13 protein-coding genes and 1 pseudogene are annotated in these 15,949 nt (G+C 62.2%); 2 read left to right on the top strand and 12 right to left on the bottom strand.

Annotated elements, in window-relative coordinates; genetic code table 11:
• From AUC70_RS10180 to lptF, 3 genes are read right to left on the bottom strand one after another with little or no spacing between them, the layout of a single operon-like run.
• Entirely contained in the window at positions 1 to 2,412 is a 2,412-nt protein-coding gene (locus AUC70_RS10180; protein ID WP_083241470.1) for an LPS-assembly protein LptD, read from the bottom strand.
• Positions 2,409 to 3,518, bottom strand: a complete 1,110-nt coding sequence (lptG, locus tag AUC70_RS10175) for an LPS export ABC transporter permease LptG (protein ID WP_083241517.1) — start codon at positions 3,516 to 3,518, stop codon at positions 2,409 to 2,411. Before lptG ends, AUC70_RS10180 begins: the two co-directional genes overlap by 4 nt.
• Positions 3,519 to 3,526: 8 nt before the next feature.
• A complete protein-coding gene (gene lptF / locus AUC70_RS10170) occupies positions 3,527 to 4,708 on the bottom strand; it encodes an LPS export ABC transporter permease LptF (RefSeq protein ID WP_069444763.1) in 1,182 nt (393 codons plus the stop codon).
• A gap of 280 nt (positions 4,709 to 4,988) precedes the next feature.
• On the opposite strand from lptF, the gene AUC70_RS10165 reads away from it, so the two are divergent.
• Positions 4,989 to 6,515: a leucyl aminopeptidase gene (locus AUC70_RS10165; protein WP_083241469.1), complete on the top strand. Its 1,527-nt coding sequence runs from the start codon at positions 4,989 to 4,991 to the stop codon at positions 6,513 to 6,515.
• 191 nt (positions 6,516 to 6,706) lie between these two features.
• Entirely contained in the window at positions 6,707 to 7,576 is an 870-nt protein-coding gene (gene mazG, locus AUC70_RS10160) for a nucleoside triphosphate pyrophosphohydrolase (protein ID WP_069445093.1), read from the top strand.
• Positions 7,577 to 7,584: 8 nt separating this feature from the next.
• Here mazG and hflX read toward each other — a convergent pair.
• The 9 genes and pseudogenes from hflX to AUC70_RS10125 all read right to left on the bottom strand — a co-directional run bounded on the left by hflX (position 7,585) and on the right by AUC70_RS10125 (position 15,921).
• A pseudogene (hflX, locus tag AUC70_RS10155) lies at positions 7,585 to 8,894 on the bottom strand (GTPase HflX).
• A 102-nt stretch (positions 8,895 to 8,996) separates the two neighbouring features.
• Positions 8,997 to 9,251 (bottom strand): RNA chaperone Hfq, encoded by a 255-nt coding sequence (gene hfq / locus AUC70_RS10150; protein ID WP_045367265.1) that lies wholly within the window; start codon positions 9,249 to 9,251, stop codon positions 8,997 to 8,999.
• Between the two features lie 169 nt (positions 9,252 to 9,420).
• Complete coding sequence (gene ntrX / locus AUC70_RS10145) at positions 9,421 to 10,818, bottom strand: nitrogen assimilation response regulator NtrX (RefSeq protein ID WP_069444762.1); 1,398 nt, start codon at positions 10,816 to 10,818, stop codon at positions 9,421 to 9,423.
• The gene (locus tag AUC70_RS18390; protein ID WP_280138241.1) at positions 10,808 to 10,933 is read right to left on the bottom strand and encodes a hypothetical protein; all 126 of its coding nucleotides are present in this window, start codon (positions 10,931 to 10,933) and stop codon (positions 10,808 to 10,810) included. Before AUC70_RS18390 ends, ntrX begins: the two co-directional genes overlap by 11 nt.
• Positions 10,927 to 11,877, bottom strand: a complete 951-nt coding sequence (locus AUC70_RS10140; RefSeq protein ID WP_069444761.1) for a sensor histidine kinase — start codon at positions 11,875 to 11,877, stop codon at positions 10,927 to 10,929. Before AUC70_RS10140 ends, AUC70_RS18390 begins: the two co-directional genes overlap by 7 nt.
• The gene (locus AUC70_RS10135) at positions 11,874 to 12,893 is read right to left on the bottom strand and encodes a HAMP domain-containing protein (protein ID WP_069444760.1); all 1,020 of its coding nucleotides are present in this window, start codon (positions 12,891 to 12,893) and stop codon (positions 11,874 to 11,876) included. The genes AUC70_RS10140 and AUC70_RS10135 overlap by 4 nt, the downstream gene beginning before the upstream one ends.
• The gene (locus AUC70_RS16785) at positions 12,881 to 13,165 is read right to left on the bottom strand and encodes a hypothetical protein (protein ID WP_141702068.1); all 285 of its coding nucleotides are present in this window, start codon (positions 13,163 to 13,165) and stop codon (positions 12,881 to 12,883) included. The genes AUC70_RS10135 and AUC70_RS16785 overlap by 13 nt, the downstream gene beginning before the upstream one ends.
• A gap of 194 nt (positions 13,166 to 13,359) precedes the next feature.
• On the bottom strand, positions 13,360 to 14,805 hold the full coding sequence (gene ntrC / locus AUC70_RS10130) for a nitrogen regulation protein NR(I) (RefSeq protein WP_069444759.1): 1,446 nt from the start codon (positions 14,803 to 14,805) through the stop codon (positions 13,360 to 13,362).
• A 15-nt stretch (positions 14,806 to 14,820) separates the two neighbouring features.
• Positions 14,821 to 15,921 (bottom strand): ATP-binding protein, encoded by a 1,101-nt coding sequence (locus AUC70_RS10125; RefSeq protein ID WP_206599364.1) that lies wholly within the window; start codon positions 15,919 to 15,921, stop codon positions 14,821 to 14,823.
• Positions 15,922 to 15,949: the final 28 nt, after the last annotated feature.

Here is a 15,949-nt window from a genome sequence, read left to right as displayed (position 1 = left end):
CTAGAGCCCTCCGCTATCGCTGGTACCGAGTGCACCGGCATCGGCCGAGGCCGTGTACTCGCCGAGGTGCTTCAGGGCGAACGTGAAGACGAAGCGCTCATCCGGCTCGATGTCCTGATCGCGGATGAACGAACGCTGGTAGGTCACATCGATCTTGAAGCAATCGTCCTGGTACCGAAGACCGAGACCGTCCGTGATCGTCTGGCTGCCCGCAATATCGTAGCGCAGGTTACCGAGCAGCCACCACTCGTCGGTGATGGCCAGTGCGCCGGCAAGCAGAATTTCCTCGCTGTCGTCCGCGTTCACGACGTTGGTGAGATTCGGCGTGATGTCGCTCGTCTCGATCGTGCCCGGGACCTTCGCGTAGTTCACCCGCGCCTGAACCGGGCCGTAGTTGAGGCTGGAGCCCAGATCGGTCCGGACCATGTCGAAGTTATCCTGATCGAAACGTGCCTGGCCGGTGAAGGCGAAGCCGCTCACAGTCTGGACATAGACACCCGTAACGTAATCCGAGTTGCTCGTTGACAGACCACTGTTCTGGTAGAACGCGTTGTCGAACTCGTTGTCGCCAGCGACCTGGTAGCTCTGACCGAAGACGGCACGAGCGTAACCGCCGCTCGCGAGTTGGGCGGTATAGCCGAAGCCGGCGTTGATCCGCGTGCCCGTTTCGATCCGGTCGTAGCCGGAGAACTTGTCGATATCGAACAGGATCGTATCGTCGAACACCAAGCTTAGAGCGTCCTCATTGGGGATCTCCTGCTGGTCCCCGACGGCATCGGGTCGAGCAATGATCTGTCCAATGGGCTCGATCGTGTGCGTGACCATTCCAGTCGAGGTGACGAACGGATAGCGATACTCAAGACCGGCGACCGCATTGCCGCGCCAGATCGTGCCGTTGTCCCGGTTGTCGGAAAGCACGCTGTACGGATCGTCGATGGTGAGATCCTCGGTGCCGCCCAATTCGAGAACACCGGGATTGTCGAGACTATAGACGTCGCCGCGCAACCGGCCGAACGGCGTAAAGACCTGGCCGATGCCGTCGGTGATTTGCCGGCGCCAATTCGCCTCCATGATGAAGCGGTTCGAGTCCGTGCCGTCGGCGCTCGAGAACACCATCGTGTTGCTGTTGAAGCTCAGTTCGCCGCCGAGAATCGGCGTGTCGACGATGTAGTCGTAGTCGATGATCGGGTAGACAACGGCCTCGGAGAACTCTTCGTCGGTAAACAGCAGGCTCTGCGTGTTGTAGAAGCGCGTCGAGAAATAGTTCCGCCCGCGCAGGCCCTCGAGATAGATCTGCGAGACGCGATCGGTGCGCAAGCGCGAGTCGAGGTTGTAGTAGCGCCGGAACGTTTCGTCGGTTTCGAGCAAGACGTCCCAACCCACGGAGTAGTAGGGGTCGAGCGCGAACACGCCCTTGGTCTTGATGCTGCCGCGGAAGTCGTCGCCATAGGCGGGACTGCTGTAGTCGTTGACGTTGTCGAAGACGCCTGCGAGCTCGATGTTGAAGCCGCCGTTCGCCGTACGCTGACGCCAGTCGCCGAGCAGCAACGTGCCGGCATTCTCCGTCCACATCGGGGCAAAGGTGAAATCGTAGTAGTCGGACAGGGCGAAGTAGTAGGGCACCTGGATCGTGTTGCCGAGCTCGTTCGAGTGGCTGTAGGACGGGATCAGGAAGCCGGACTTGCGTTTGACCGTGGGGTCGGCGGTCTCGAAATAGGGCGCCCAGAGAACCGGCACACCGAAGAGGTCGAAGGTCGCGTTGTTGAACGTGATCTTCGCCTGATCGCGCTTGTGCGTGATCTTGCCGGCACGGATGCGCCAGGTCGGTGCCTTGTCGGGGTTCTCGCGGCAGATCTTACAAGGCGTGAACATGCCCTTCTGGAACACCGTGACGTTGCCGGCCTCGCGCGAAGCCGACTGCGCGGTGATGCGCGTGTCGTCCTGCGTCACGAATCTCAAGGCGTCGACAAAACCGTCGCGGAAGTCGTCGGTCAGGGTCAGTTCGTTCGCGGTGATGACAGCGCCGTCGGGATCCTTCATCCGGACATTGCCTTCGGCAGCAAGCGTGTTGGCGCTGCGGTCATAGACGATGCGATCGGCGAGCAGAGTGTAGTCGCCGTAATAGACCTCGACATTGCCGCGTGCTGTGACCCGGGAGTTGTTGTTCTCGTAGATCAACTCGTCCGCCTGCAGCAGCATCGGGTCCGACGACTTCACGTCGGGCGCTTTGACGATCTGCTCGAGGCCTGTTTGCGCCTGCGCATGAGCGCGCTCGTGCGTGGCAAGCAGGGCGCCGAGCGTTACCGCAAGCGCCACGACCGGCAACGCCAATCGACGCCCATAAGACGCGTCAAGGCCGGGCAGGGCCCGGCGCATCGTTCGGAGGACTGTGGGGTTCACACGCATCGTCATCCGTCCTCTTTGTACAAGAGCACAGTGAGTGCGAGTGACATTGCGACGATGACCGGAATCCACGCCGCCGCGACCGCGGAGGTGAGGCCCGACATGGCGAAGTTTCGCGAGATCTCGGCGAAAACGAAGAACCCGAATCCGGCGGCCAATCCGAACACGGCGTTGATTTGCACGTTGCCGAACCGGAAGCTCTGCAGCGAGCATGTCGCCGCGATGAGCACCATGGTCACGAGCAAGAACGGTCTCGACAAGAGCAGCTGGTACTGCACGCGGTACTGAGTGGCAGGCAATCCGGCACGCTCGGCAATCTCGATGAAGTTCGGAAGATCCCAGAACGATATCGAGTAGACGGTGCCGAGCGTGTCGCGCACCTGCGTCGGGGTCAGATAGGTACTCAGCAGATAGTTTTCGTACAGAACCGGTTCACGGCCCGGGGCGCTGACCCAAGCCTCCTCCAGTTCCCAACGGCCGTTCTTCAAGACGGCGCGTTTGGCTTCGATGCGCTCGGTCAGTTCGTGGCTGGGACTGTACTGGAACACCGAGACGCCGCGCAGTTCGAGTCCTTGGTTGAGGACGCGCAAAGCATGGACGACGGAGGGGCCGTCCGCGCCATCTTCACGCAACCACGCGCCGGTACTTCCCGCCGATTGCAGGAAGGAGTCGCCTTTTCCGAACGCCGCCGCATAAAGCCGTTCGGCTTCGCCGCGTGCGGACGCCGCGACCGGGTTGTAGACGGTCACGAATCCGATCCCGAGCAGGAAGGCGACGAGGATGGCAGGAAGGGTGAACTGCCAAACCGAAACGCCGGCGGCCCGCAAGACGACAAGTTCGGAAGTGCGGCTGAGCATCAGGAAGATCACGATCGTCCCGATGAGAACTGCGAAGGGTAGGGTGAGTTCGGAGAACGACGGCAGACGCAACAGCGTGATCCACACCAAAAGAAAACCAGACGCTTCGTTCGAGTATTTTCCCGCGCGCCGTAGAATCTCGATGAAGTCCACGAAGAAGATCAGCACGCAGCAGACTAGGAACATCGCCACCATAGCGGCGAGGAAACGCGCAGAGAAATAGCGCGCGAGCGTTCCACGTGCACTGATGCCTGGCATCTGCGCCTTCACCCCGTCTGTACCCCTCGTGCGGTCCACAACTTTATGTTTTTGGGCTGAAACTTGAGCTCGAAGTTCAGCTTGGACCGCAGTTCTGGCGACATTCTAACGTGCGCCGTCCACGCCGCAATCAGAATCGCCCCGATTGGAATAGCATATACGAGGATCACCGCCCACGCATTCAGCGTGACCAGATTTCCGACCGTTATGCCGGCGACCCTGATGGCGACTGCAAGCCCAAAAACCGTGAGAATCTGCCCCCATCTACTCTCGCGCGTCGTCCGCGCCTGGCCCATCAGCGCAATGGCGAGAAAGATAAAGGCAAGAGGATAGAGCGGCGTTGCCAGTCGTTCATGTAATTCGTAGCGCAGAAGCCCATAATCTTTATCTGAGAGCCCGTCTTCCGTAGGCGGATCTATGAGGCTCATGATTGGCATTTGTTTGGGCTCAAGCTTATTTCGCTTGTCTCCGCCTTCTGTAAACTTGGACAAGTCGACCATATTCTGATCGAACGCGATTATCTGAACAGATTTATCTTTGTCCTTGGCGTTGTATCGATGAACGTATCCATCGAACATTATCAAAAAGCTACCTTCGTCATTGCTGAGAATTCGCCCTCTGTCGGCGAGATAGCTCATAACCTGCTTCGAATCTCGCTCGTCGTGGAACAGGAGCCCCTGCAGTTCGCCGTCCTGGGAGCGGCCCCGAATATGGAAGGTCAAACCCCGCTCGGGGCTGGAAAACCGCCCTGGTTGAAGGACTTGGGAGATCAGATCGGCGCGAACCTGCGTGATGAGGTCGCGGAGCGCCCGCATGCAGGCGGGATTGACGAACACGTTCACCAGCAGGATCAGCATGCTCACGATCAGCGCCAGGGCGATAAGGGGCCGGCAGATGCGCCAGACGGTGGCGCCGGCGGCCGTCATGACGATGATCTCGCTGTCGCCGTTCATCCGATCGAGGGTGTAGAGCGCCGCCATGAGGACGGCGTTGGGGGCAATCAGCGTGATGAGGCTCGGCAGGCTGAGCGCGGTCATCTGAAAAAAGATAATCAGGCCCTGACCTTGCGAGGTAATAAGGTCGAGCTGTTTCAACGCTGTAGCCAGCCAGATGATGGCCGTCAGCGTCAGCAGAATGAGGAGAAACGCACTCGTCACCTGCCGAAACATGTATCGGCTAAAGAGCGTCATGAGCCTGAATTTTCGGTGTCCCCTAAACGTCCCAAAACCGAGCCCCGCGAAGATGCCCCCAAATTCACGTCAAGCGGCTGGTTTCTATCGGGAATTTGACCAGTTTAACGTGGCGGAATTTCGGCCATTCCCTATGGGTTGCTTTCGCCCCACGCAACACTTACGAAGGTCGAACGATTTCCTGCCGCTGTTGCATTGTTGCACCACGGGCGCGCGGGCGCCCGCGAAGGCTGTTTCCTGCCGACCGCCGCCTCTCCTTAAGGCGGCGTGACCCACACCGATGGAGTTTGCCTTGACCAAACCGACGACGTTGTCCTTTGCCAGCCCGACCGGCGCCGCCGCCGACGGTATCGCTGTTGTCTTCGCCGAGGAGGGCCCCAAGCTCACGCCGGCCGCGCAGGATCTCGACAAGAAGACCAAGGGTCTGCTGCGACAGGCCGCGAAGATCGCCGGCTTCAAGGGCAAGCAGGGAACGAGCGTTGATGTGCTCGCACCGCAAGGCGTCAAGTTCGCGCGGATCGTTCTCGTGGGTCTCGGCAAGCTCAAGGACTATGCGAACGACGACTGGCTCAATTTCGGCGGCGCGGTTCGCGGCAAGCTGACAGGCCGGGAAGGGGATACGGCGCATGTCTATCTCGAGACGGCGAAAGACGACATCACGCCTGAGGACGTCGCGAGCTTCGCGCTTGGGGCGCAGCTTCGCAACTACACGTTCGACAAATACAAATCCAAGAAGCCCACGAAGAACGACGACGACAAATCGCTCAAGCGTCTCGTTATCCATTGCGCCGACCCGCGGGCGGCCGGACGGGCCTACACGCCGGAGCGTGCCATCCTCGATGGCGTCAATTTCGCGCGCGATCTCGTCAACGAGCCGGCCAACGTACTGAACCCTGCCGAGTTCGCGGCCCGTGCCAAGACGCTGACCAAGGCCGGCGTGCAAGTCACCGTCCTGAGCGAGGCTCAGATGAAGCGGCTCGGCATGGGTGCGCTTCTGGCCGTTGGGCAGGGCAGTGAGAACACCAGCCATGTCGCGGTGATGCAGTGGAAAGGCGGCGGCCAGAAGGGCGGCGACCCGATCGCAATTGTCGGTAAGGGCGTGACCTTCGATACGGGCGGCATCTCTCTGAAGCCCGCCGCCGGCATGGAGGATATGAAAGGCGACATGGGCGGCGCGGGCTGCGTCGCCGGGCTCATGCTCGCGCTTGCCGAACGCAAGGCGAAGGTCAACGTGGTCGGCGTGATCGGCTTGGTGGAGAACATGCCGAGCGGGACGGCGACGCGCCCCGGCGATGTGGTCGAGTCCATGTCGGGCACCACGATCGAAGTGCTCAACACCGACGCGGAAGGGCGCATGGTCCTGGCCGACTGCCTCTGGTACGCCCAGGAGAAATTCAAGCCGAAGGCCGTCATCAACCTCGCCGACGCTCACGGCGCCGTAATGGTGGCGCTCGGCAAGCTGCATGCGGGTCTCTTCTCGAACAACGACGAACTGTCCGAGCAACTGACCGCCGCGGGCAAGGAGACCGGCGAGACGCTGTGGCGGCTGCCGCTCGGCCCGAAATACGACAAGCTCATCGACTCCAAGGTTGCGGACATCAAGAACACGGGCGGTCGCTGGGGCGGCTCGATCTCGGCCGCGCAATTCCTGCAGCGCTTCATCAAGCCGGATACGCCGTGGGCGCATCTGGACATCGCCGGCACCGCCATGGCGTCGGAGCCGACCGAGGTCAATCGAAGCTGGGGATCGGGCTTCGGCGTACGCTTGCTCGACCGCTTTATCCGGGATCAGTACGAGCGGCGATAGATCGCTGCAGGGGCAGACGGCGGCGCTGTGGAAGCGCCGTCAGCCCACTAAGCCCCATATCCGATATTTTCCATAATATACCTTATGCGAATTCCGGGTATGGGTTGTGGCGAGTTCAGGATGCTCCCCTAAGGCCATGATCTAGCGTCTAAAATTGAACCTATAAGGTTGAGCGCTATGGGATGGAATTCATGACCGGATCGCGCATCAAGCCGGACGACAAAACCTATACGCTGGCCGATCTGCTGGCCGTCATGGCGCGGCTGCGCGATCCTGAGACGGGTTGTCCGTGGGACGTGAAGCAGAGCTTTGCGACCATCGCCCCCTACACGATCGAAGAAGCGTATGAGGTGGCCGATGCCATCGAGCGTGGCGACCTTGATGGGCTGAAGGACGAACTCGGGGATCTGCTGTTGCAGGTCGTCTACCACGCGCAACTCGCCAACGAGACGGGAGCATTCGCGTTCGATGACGTCGCCGATGCCATCACCAGGAAGATGATCCGGCGGCATCCGCACGTGTTCGAGGACCCTACCCGCCGCGATGAGTTTCTCGGCTCGGGTCTGTGGGAACAGATCAAGGCCGAGGAAAAGGCCGCGCGGGGCGAAGCCACCGATCCGACAAGCATCCTCAACGATGTGCCTGTGGGCATGCCGGGGCTGACGCGTGCCGCCAAGCTCCAGAAGCGCGCGGCGGATGTCGGGTTCGATTGGTCCGACGTCGGACTGATTATCGAGAAGGTCGAGGAAGAGTTGTCTGAGCTCAAGGAAGCCATCGCCCACGGCGAGCCTCAGGAGCGTATCGCGGACGAATTCGGTGATGTCGCCTTTGTGTTGGCCAACGTGGCCAGACACCTGCACGTCGATCCGGAATCGGCCTTACGGGGCACCTGCAACAAGTTCATTCGCCGGTTTCAGCACATCGAGACCGCGCTGGCCGCCGAGGGCCGCACGCCGAAGGACGCAGATCTCGACGAGATGGAGGCGCTTTGGAACGCGGCCAAGCGTGCGGAGAAAGCTGGCGACCAAGACCAAGACGCTTCCAGCGCAGATTCGGAGTAGGGAGCCCCCTACTCGTCCGCGGTCTGTAAGCGCGATGCGCCAGCGACGCGCGCGAGCTTGTCGCGCTTCTCCGGCGCGACGCGAATGCGCAAGGACACGGCGCCCTCTCCAAGATCGGCGCGGCTGATCACTTCGCAGTTCTCATAGATCCAGTTCGAGAGAGCGCCTTCTTGCGGCTGTACCACAATCTCCAGAGTCTGCCGGCGGCGGTTCAGGCGGGTTTCGATTTCCGCGAGCAAGGCGTCGAGGCCCTGCCCGCTCACGGCGGAGACCAGGATGGCACCGTGCCGCGCCGCCTCGTTCCGGGCGTGTTCCAGGGCGTCAGGATCGAGTAGATCGGCCTTGTTCCAGACTTCGAGCACGCGGTCCGGCTCCTCGTCGGCGTTGATCCCGAGATCGGCGAGAACCGCGTTCACGTCGGCGCGCTGGCTCGCCGTCGCGCCGTCTGAAATGTCTCGAACATGGAGGATGAGGTCCGCCTCCTGCACCTCCTCGAGCGTCGCGCGGAACGCGGCCACGAGCGTGGTCGGCAGGTCCGAGATGAAGCCCACCGTGTCGGACAGGACGGATTTCGATCCGTTCGGCAGCTGGAGCGCGCGAATGGTGGGATCGAGCGTGGCGAACAGGATGTCCTGGGCCAGGACCTCGGCGCCGGTCAGCGTGTTGAACAGCGTGGACTTGCCGGCATTGGTGTAGCCCACGAGCGCCACCGCCGGATACGGGACGCGCTGGCGCGACTTCCGGTGCAGCGTCCGCGTTTGGCGCACATGCTCCAGCTCGTTTTGGATCTTGGTGATGCGCTCGGAAAGCAGGCGCCGGTCGGTTTCGATCTGGGTTTCGCCGGGACCGCCGAGAAAGCCGAAGCCGCCCCGTTGCCGTTCCAGATGGGTCCAGGAGCGGACCAGCCGGCTCTTCTGATAGACGAGATGGGCCAACTCGACTTGCAGGCGCCCTTCCCGCGTTCTGGCGCGTTCGCCGAATATCTCCAGGATCAGCCCGGTCCGGTCGAGGACCTTTGCCTGCCAGGCCGTTTCCAGATTGCGCTGCTGGACGGGCGTCAGTGGATGGTCGACGATGACAAGCTCGGCTTCTTCCATGCGGACCACGCCAGCGAGTTCTTCGACTTGCCGGATCCGAACAGGGTCGCGGGCTTCGGCTGCGGTACGGGAACGACGCCGCTGGCGCGAATGTCGAGATCGATGGCCGCCGCGAGACCGACGGCTTCTTCAAGCCGGGCTTGCGGGGTCCGGTCTGGGGCGTCGGCGCCTGCGCCTAGAGACCTTTCCCGCCGGGACCGGCCTGCCCTCGCGTCGAGGATCGGCGCGAAGACAACCGCACGTACGCGGTGATCCGCGCGGTCCCCGTTGCGTTCTCGTTGTCCCTTCTTGCTTGCGAGCTGTTTGGGGTCAGTTGGACGCAATTACTCTGCGGTACCTTCCGCATCGGTGATGTCGGCAAGCTGAATAGGCTGGCCAGGCATGATGGTCGAAATCGCGTGCTTGTAGACAAGCTGCGAGTGTCCGTCCCGGCGCAGCAGAACGCAAAAATTGTCGAACCATGTCACGACACCCTGAAGCTTGACGCCGTTCACCAGAAAAATCGTGAGCGGGATCTTGGCTTTGCGAACGTGATTGAGAAAAGTGTCTTGCAAGCTTTGCGTGCGCTCTGTCGGCATGGGCTTGTTGTCCCTTTGGTTCACGCTTGGTCTCAAAAATGACGCCGGCTTGAGACGAACCGGCTCGTGGTCCTGTTAAGACGCAACCACAATGTGCGTCCGTAAGATATTCGACTTAGGACGAATTCCGTATGTGTGCCTCCCCCGTAAAGCGAGTCACTGAGCTATGCTAACGCATTGCGGCGTTTCTTTCATTCGAATTGACACCTAATGCGCGAAGTTTCCGGTGCAGTGCGGAGCGTTCCATGCCCACGAATTCGGCCGTCCGGGAGATGTTCCCGCCGAACCGGTTGACCTGGGCAAGGAGGTATTCCCGCTCGAAGATCTCACGTGCATCGCGCAGCGGCAGCGACATGAGGTGCTCGCCGCCTGCCCCGTTGGGCGTCAGTGGCACCGGCGAGACGATTTCGTCGGGAAGCATGTCGGCCGTGACGATGGTGTCCGCATCCCCGCCCACGAGGATCATGAGACGCTCCACGTTGTTGCGCAGCTGACGGACGTTGCCCGGCCATTCGTGCGACTGAAGAACGGCCATGGCGTCCTCGCCGATCCGGCGCGGCGGCAGGCCCGAGGCCACGGAAATGGTCTGCACGAAGTAGCGCACGAGGTCCGGCACGTCCTCGCGGCGCTCGGAGAGCCCCGGGATGCGGATCGGTACCACGTTGAGGCGGTGGTAGAGGTCTTCGCGCAGGCGCCCTGCCGAAATTTCCTTCTGGAGGTCGTGGCTGGTCGAGGAGACCACGCGCACGTCCACATGAACCTTGGTGCCGCCCCCGAGGCGCTGGAAGCGCTGTTCGACCAGCACCCGCAAGATCTTGGCTTGGGTCTCAAGCGGCATGTCGGCGACTTCGTCGATATAGAGCGTGCCGCCATGGGCCTCTTCGAGCGCACCGACTTTCCGGGGACCCGAGCCCGTCCCCTCCTCCGTTCCGAAGAGTTCGAGTTCCATTCGCTCCGGGACCATCGCGGCCGCGTTGAGGACGACGAACGGCCCGTCGGCGCGGTGCGACTTGGCGTGCATCACCCGCGCGGCGAGTTCCTTGCCGCACCCGGAGGGTCCGCTGATCAGCACGCGGCTATTCGTAGGCGCGACCTTTTCGATGGCCTGCTGCAGCTGGCCGATGGCGGCGGACTTGCCGATCATGTCGGAAGAATAGGAGCTGCGCTCCCGCAATTCCCTGTTCTCGCGCTTGAGCTTCGAGGTCTCGAGCGCACGCGCGGTGATGAGCACCAGCCGGTCGGCCTTGAAGGGCTTTTCGATATAGTCGTAGGCGCCCCGCTGGATGGCCGACACGGCCGTCTCGATATTGCCGTGGCCGCTTATGATGATGACGGGCAGATCCGGATGGGCCTTCTTGATCTCCTCCAGAAGATCGAGGCCGTCGAGCCGCGACCCTTGGAGCCAGATGTCGAGAATGACGAGCGAAGGCCGCCGCTCCTCGATGGCCTGCAGCGTTTCGTCGCTGTCCTTCGCGAGCCGTGTGCCGTGACCCTCGTCTTCCAGGATGCCGGATATGAGCTCCCTGATATCGGCCTCGTCGTCGACGATCAGGATGTCAGACGCCATGAGTTACTTCCTCTTCTTCGGCAGACTTTCGACTCGTCTCGGGCTCGGATGCAGACTCGACGGCAACGTCCTTGTCCATATCCTCGCGCGTCACGATCGGCAGATCGATCAGCACCGATGCCCCCTCCACTTTGCCGCCGCGCTTCGGAGCATCGGCAGCCGCAATTTGCCTCCGTGCTGCTCGGTGATGCGCTGCACGATGGCCAATCCAAGTCCCGTGCCTTTGACACGGGTCGTCATGTAAGGCTCGATCAGACGGTCACGGTCCTCTTTGGGCAGGCCGCAACCGTTGTCGATGATCGTGATGTGAACGCGGTCGCCCTTGGCGGCGACTTTCGCGGTGATCTCGCCGGTTCCCGCGCGGTCGGGATCGTTTTCGATCGCCGTATCGATGCCTTCGCTCGCGTTCTTCACCAGGTTGGTCACGGCCTGAGTGAGTAAGCGCTGGTCGGACATGGTCTTGACCGGCTTGTCGGGAAGGTCGAGCGTGAAATCGATGTCCGGGCGGCTCACCTGGAACAAGAAGACGGCCTCACGCACGATCTCACGCACGTCATGCAATTCCATCACGGGCTTCGGCATTCGGGCAAAGGCGGAGAACTCGTCCACCATCCGGCCGATGTCCGACACCTGGCGCACGATCGTGTCGGTGCACTGTTCGAAGATTTCTCGGTCCTCGGTAATGACCTTCCCGTATTTGCGGCGAATACGTTCGGCGGATAGCTGAATCGGCGTGAGCGGGTTCTTGATCTCATGCGCGATGCGGCGCGCGACGTCGGCCCAAGCCGTGGAGCGCTGCGCAATGACCAGCTCCGTTATGTCGTCGAAGGTGACGACGTAGCCCTGCCCGTCGCCCTCGCTCGTCACGCGGACTGCGAAATTGCGCTCCGACCCACGACGGCGCAGCGTGATTTGATCCGTTCCCGGCCGCCGCGCCGGCTTGCGGGCGCGCTTGAGCTGCGGCCCGAACTCGGGGACGGCGTCGGCGAGCTGCGTCCCGATAAGGTCGTCCCCTTTCAGGCCAAGGAGTTCCTCCGCCGACGGGTTCACGAGGTTCACGGTGCCGTCTGCATCGACGCGACGACACCTGCGGTCACGCCGGAGAGCACGGCGGACATGAAGCGGTTGTGTTCGTCGAGTGTCGCGTTGGCGCCCACCAGTTCATCGCGCTGGGTCTTCAGCTCGGAGGCCATGGTGTTGAACGTAGAGCCGAGCACGGCGAGATCGCCGTCGGCCGGGTTCACGCGCACCTTCACCCCGAGATTGCCGTGGCTGATCTCCTCGGCGGCGCCCATCAGCTGGCCGATGGGAGCTACCAGGCGGTTGGCGAACCACATGCCGATCCAGATCGCGGACAACAGCAGCGTCAGCGCGATGGTGACGTACATGAGGCCGAAGGCCACCTGCACGCCGGCGCGGCGTTGCTCGAGCAATTGGTACTCGGCGACGTTGGCGCGCGTCGCGCGTAGCTGCTGGAGCACGCGCGCGTTTACCGGGCGGATGACGTAGAGATAGGTGTCGTCGAAATTGTCGAGGCTCTTGATCGCGCCGACCAGGCTGGTCTTGCCGGGCGCGATGACGATGACCTGCCCCTTCTTGGCAAGGTCCATCGCTTCGGGCGGCGGCGCGCGATACGGGATGTTCGGCATGGAGGCAGCCGTCGCCAGCATCTTGCCTTTGCTGTCGATCAGATAGGCCGCCGGGATGGCACGAATGCCTGCCTGGGCGCGCAGGAAGCTCCCGAAGCCTTGCGGCCGTGCCCGGACGAGTTCCACGGCCTCGTCGATGTCCTTGGCCATGCCGACCGTGTCGGCGCGGATAACCTGGCCGTGCTCCTGAAGATAGGCCGTGGCCACGTCGATCGAATTCTGGATGATCGATTTCGTGCGGCTCGAGAACCAGTGATCGAGGCCGCGGTCGAGCGACACGCTGGCGAAAATCGCAAGAGCGATCGCGGGCACGACGGCAATGACGCTGAATAGGCTGACGATCCGAACGTGAAGCTGGGCGCCAGCTTCGTGACGCCGCCTGGCGAGCCACAGGCCCGTCACCTGCCAGGCAATCAGCCCCAGCATGCGACCACGAGCACCGCGTTGATGAGCAAGGTGGTGACGACCACCTGCTGCGTCGGGACGATCGGCGTGAGGCCCGTCAGAACAAGGTAGGTGGCCAGTCCCGCACAGAGGGACAGCACCATGATGATCAGGCCGAGTGTGAATTGAAGGCGTCGGCGCTTGGCCGGAACCGTGGTTTGCCCCTCAGGATCGCGCTCACGCGCGACTTTTGGTGGAGCGGATAACTTGCTGCCTGCCTTAGTTATTTTCGTATCTGGCTCGGGGTCGCGCAAGGTGTGCTGCTCTCCCTCCCAAGTCCCTGGTTCGGTTCGGGCCGATTGTCATCCGTGCGGCATTTTGACCACAGGCATGATGCAATAAGATCACAATGTGGCGCTTTGGCGACAGGCGGACGGTGCATGACTGTACGCGCCCCGAAGGACATGCACCGCGGTCATATGGGATGCGGGAGTAGCCCTGACCAGGGCTAGGCGGCGGGAGTCCGGATGACTTTGATCCCGAGGTCGCGGATCTTCTTGCGCAGCGTGTTGCGGTTCACGCCCAACAGATCGGCGGCGCGAATCTGATTGCCGCGGGTCGCGGCCAAAGGCGCCGTGATCAGGGGCGATTCCACCTTCCGCAGGATCCTCGTGTAGAGCCCGGCCGGCGGCAGTTCCTGGCCGAAACTCATGAAGTAGTCGCTGAGGTAGCGCTCCACCGCTTCGGACAAATCCGCCGCGGCCTCGGGTGTATCGCTGAACGAGGCCGCGCGCGCGGTCGGTGCGAACTCGCTTTCCACCATGTCGACGGTCACGATGTCCTGGGTGTAGATGGCCGACAGTCGGCGGACCAGGTTCTCGAGCTCACGCACATTGCCCGGCCAGTTATGCCGCTTGAGCCTCTCGATCGCACCGGCTTCGAAGCTCTTGGGCGGGAGCCCCTCTTTCTCGGCGATCGCGAGGAAGTGGCGCACGAGGTCGGGAATGTCCTCAAGCCGTTCGCGCAAGGGCGGCAGGCGCAGCGGCACAACGTTGAGCCGGTAGTAGAGATCCTCGCGGAACAGACCTTGATCGATCTGCTGCTGCAGGTCGCGGTTTGTCGCGGCGATGATCCGGACATTGGTTCGGATGGGCGTTCGTCCGCCCACGGTCGTGTACTCACCTTCCTGCAACACGCGCAGGAGACGCGTTTGCGCCTCCATCGGCATGTCGCCGATCTCGTCCAGGAAGAGCGTGCCGCCTTCGGCCTGCTCGAAACGGCCCACATGGCGGGTCTGCGCCCCGGTGAAGGCCCCCTTCTCGTGTCCGAACAACTCGGACTCGATGAGTTCCCGCGGGATGGCCGCCATGTTGATGGCCACGAACGGACCGTTTCGCCGTTTGCCGTATTCGTGCAGCGCGCGCGAGACGAGTTCCTTGCCGGTGCCGGACTCACCGGTGATCATGACGGTGAGATCGGTTTGGGTCAGTCGCGCCAGGACACGGTAGATGTCCTGCATCGCGGGGCAGCGTCCGATCAGCGGCATGCCGTCCGAGGACTCGGCGGAGAGCGGCTGCACCTTCTTGCGCGGTTCCGCCAGCGCGCGGCTCACGACCGAGATGAGTTCATTCAGATCGAACGGCTTGGGCAGATATTCGTAAGCCCCCCGTTCTGCCGCGGTGACGGCCGTCATGAAGGTGTTCTGGGCGCTCATGACGACGATCGGCAGATCCGGCCGCAGCTTCTTGATGCGCGGAATTAAATCGAACGCGCTTTCGTCCGGCATCACCACGTCTGTGATGATGAGATCCCCATCGCCTTGGCTGACCCAACGCCACAGTGTCGCGGCGTTGCCGGTCGCGCGCGGCGCATAGCCTGCGCGGGCAAGTGCCTGGTTCAGGACCGTTCGGATTGCCGCGTCGTCGTCGGCGATCAGGATATTGCCTTTTCCCATACTTCGGTCTGTCTCTTAGATATGTGCTTCGTCTTGTTCCGCTGTTTCGGCGGTCCGCGTTGTCCCATCGCGGCTCGCCATCGGCATCAGTGCACGGAACACTGTGTAGCGCGGCCGTGAATCGCACTCGATGATGCCGCCGTGGTCCCCGATGATCTTCGCGACCAGGGCAAGGCCGAGGCCCGTCCCGGAAGGCTTCGTGGAGACAAACGGATCGAACAGGTGTTGAATGAGGTCGGCGGGAACGCCGCTGCCATTGTCCTCGACGGCGATTTCCAGCGGGAGGCTCACACGGGCCTGACTTCCCGGCACCGAAAGCCTCACGCCCGGGCGGAACGCGGTCGACAACGTGATCTGACCATCCTTGCGGGAGTCGCCGATCGCCTCGGCGGCGTTCTTGACGAGGTTCAGGAACACCTGCACGAGCTTGTCGCGGCTGCCGGGCACCGGCGGAAGAGACGGATCGTAATTCTCGACGATCTTGATGTGGCTGGCGAAGCCCGTCGAGGCCACCTGCTTCACATGGTCGAGGACGTCGTGAATGTTCACCGGTTCGCGCTGCAGCGGACGCTCGTCGCCGAAGATCTCCATCCGGTCCACGAGTTTGCAAATTCGGTCCGATTCCGAGCAGATCAACTGTGTCAGTGTACGGTCGGACTCATCGCACTCACCCTCGAGAAGCTGCGCTGCCCCGCGAATGCCCGAGAGCGGGTTCTTGATTTCGTGCGCCAGAACAGCGGCAAGACCGGAGACGGATCGCGCGGCCCCGCGATGGGTCAACTGGCGTTCGATCATTTGCGCCATGCTGCGCTGCTGGATCATCACCATCACCGCGCCGTCGCCGACCGCCACCGGGCCGCCGTAGAGGTCGACGAGCTTCGTGGATTCGAAACGGAACGAGCTCAGTTCGACTCCGTATTCGTTGACCGTCGTTCCGTTGCGCTGAACCTGCTCCACGAGCGCGATCAGAGGACACCCAAAGGCGACCACGTCCGGCAGGCTGTGGCGGGAGAGGACACTGGCGCTCATCTGAAAGAAGTCTTCAGCCGCCGTGTTCACATAGTCGATGGCAAGTCCCTTGCCGATCACCAAAAGCGGATGCGGAAGGGCCTCCACAAGTGCTTCGCACGCAGGGCCCTTAATG

The sequence above is a fragment of the Methyloceanibacter stevinii genome (assembly GCF_001723355.1).
Lineage (GTDB): Bacteria > Pseudomonadota > Alphaproteobacteria > Rhizobiales > Methyloligellaceae > Methyloceanibacter > Methyloceanibacter stevinii.
The sequence above is the reverse complement of the archived record's forward strand: the minus strand, read 5'-3'. Positions and strand labels throughout refer to the sequence as shown.

Coding starts and splice junctions, on each gene's coding strand:
- AUC70_RS10180 (WP_083241470.1), bottom strand. CDS start 2,412: ATGACGATGCGTGTGAACCCCACAGTCCTCCGAACGATGCGCCGGGCC.
- lptG (WP_083241517.1), bottom strand. CDS start 3,518: ATGCCAGGCATCAGTGCACGTGGAACGCTCGCGCGCTATTTCTCTGCG.
- lptF (WP_069444763.1), bottom strand. CDS start 4,708: ATGACGCTCTTTAGCCGATACATGTTTCGGCAGGTGACGAGTGCGTTT.
- AUC70_RS10165 (WP_083241469.1), top strand. CDS start 4,989: ATGGAGTTTGCCTTGACCAAACCGACGACGTTGTCCTTTGCCAGCCCG.
- mazG (WP_069445093.1), top strand. CDS start 6,707: ATGACCGGATCGCGCATCAAGCCGGACGACAAAACCTATACGCTGGCC.
- hfq (WP_045367265.1), bottom strand. CDS start 9,251: ATGCCGACAGAGCGCACGCAAAGCTTGCAAGACACTTTTCTCAATCAC.
- ntrX (WP_069444762.1), bottom strand. CDS start 10,818: ATGGCGTCTGACATCCTGATCGTCGACGACGAGGCCGATATCAGGGAG.
- AUC70_RS10135 (WP_069444760.1), bottom strand. CDS start 12,893: ATGCTGGGGCTGATTGCCTGGCAGGTGACGGGCCTGTGGCTCGCCAGG.
- ntrC (WP_069444759.1), bottom strand. CDS start 14,805: ATGGGAAAAGGCAATATCCTGATCGCCGACGACGACGCGGCAATCCGA.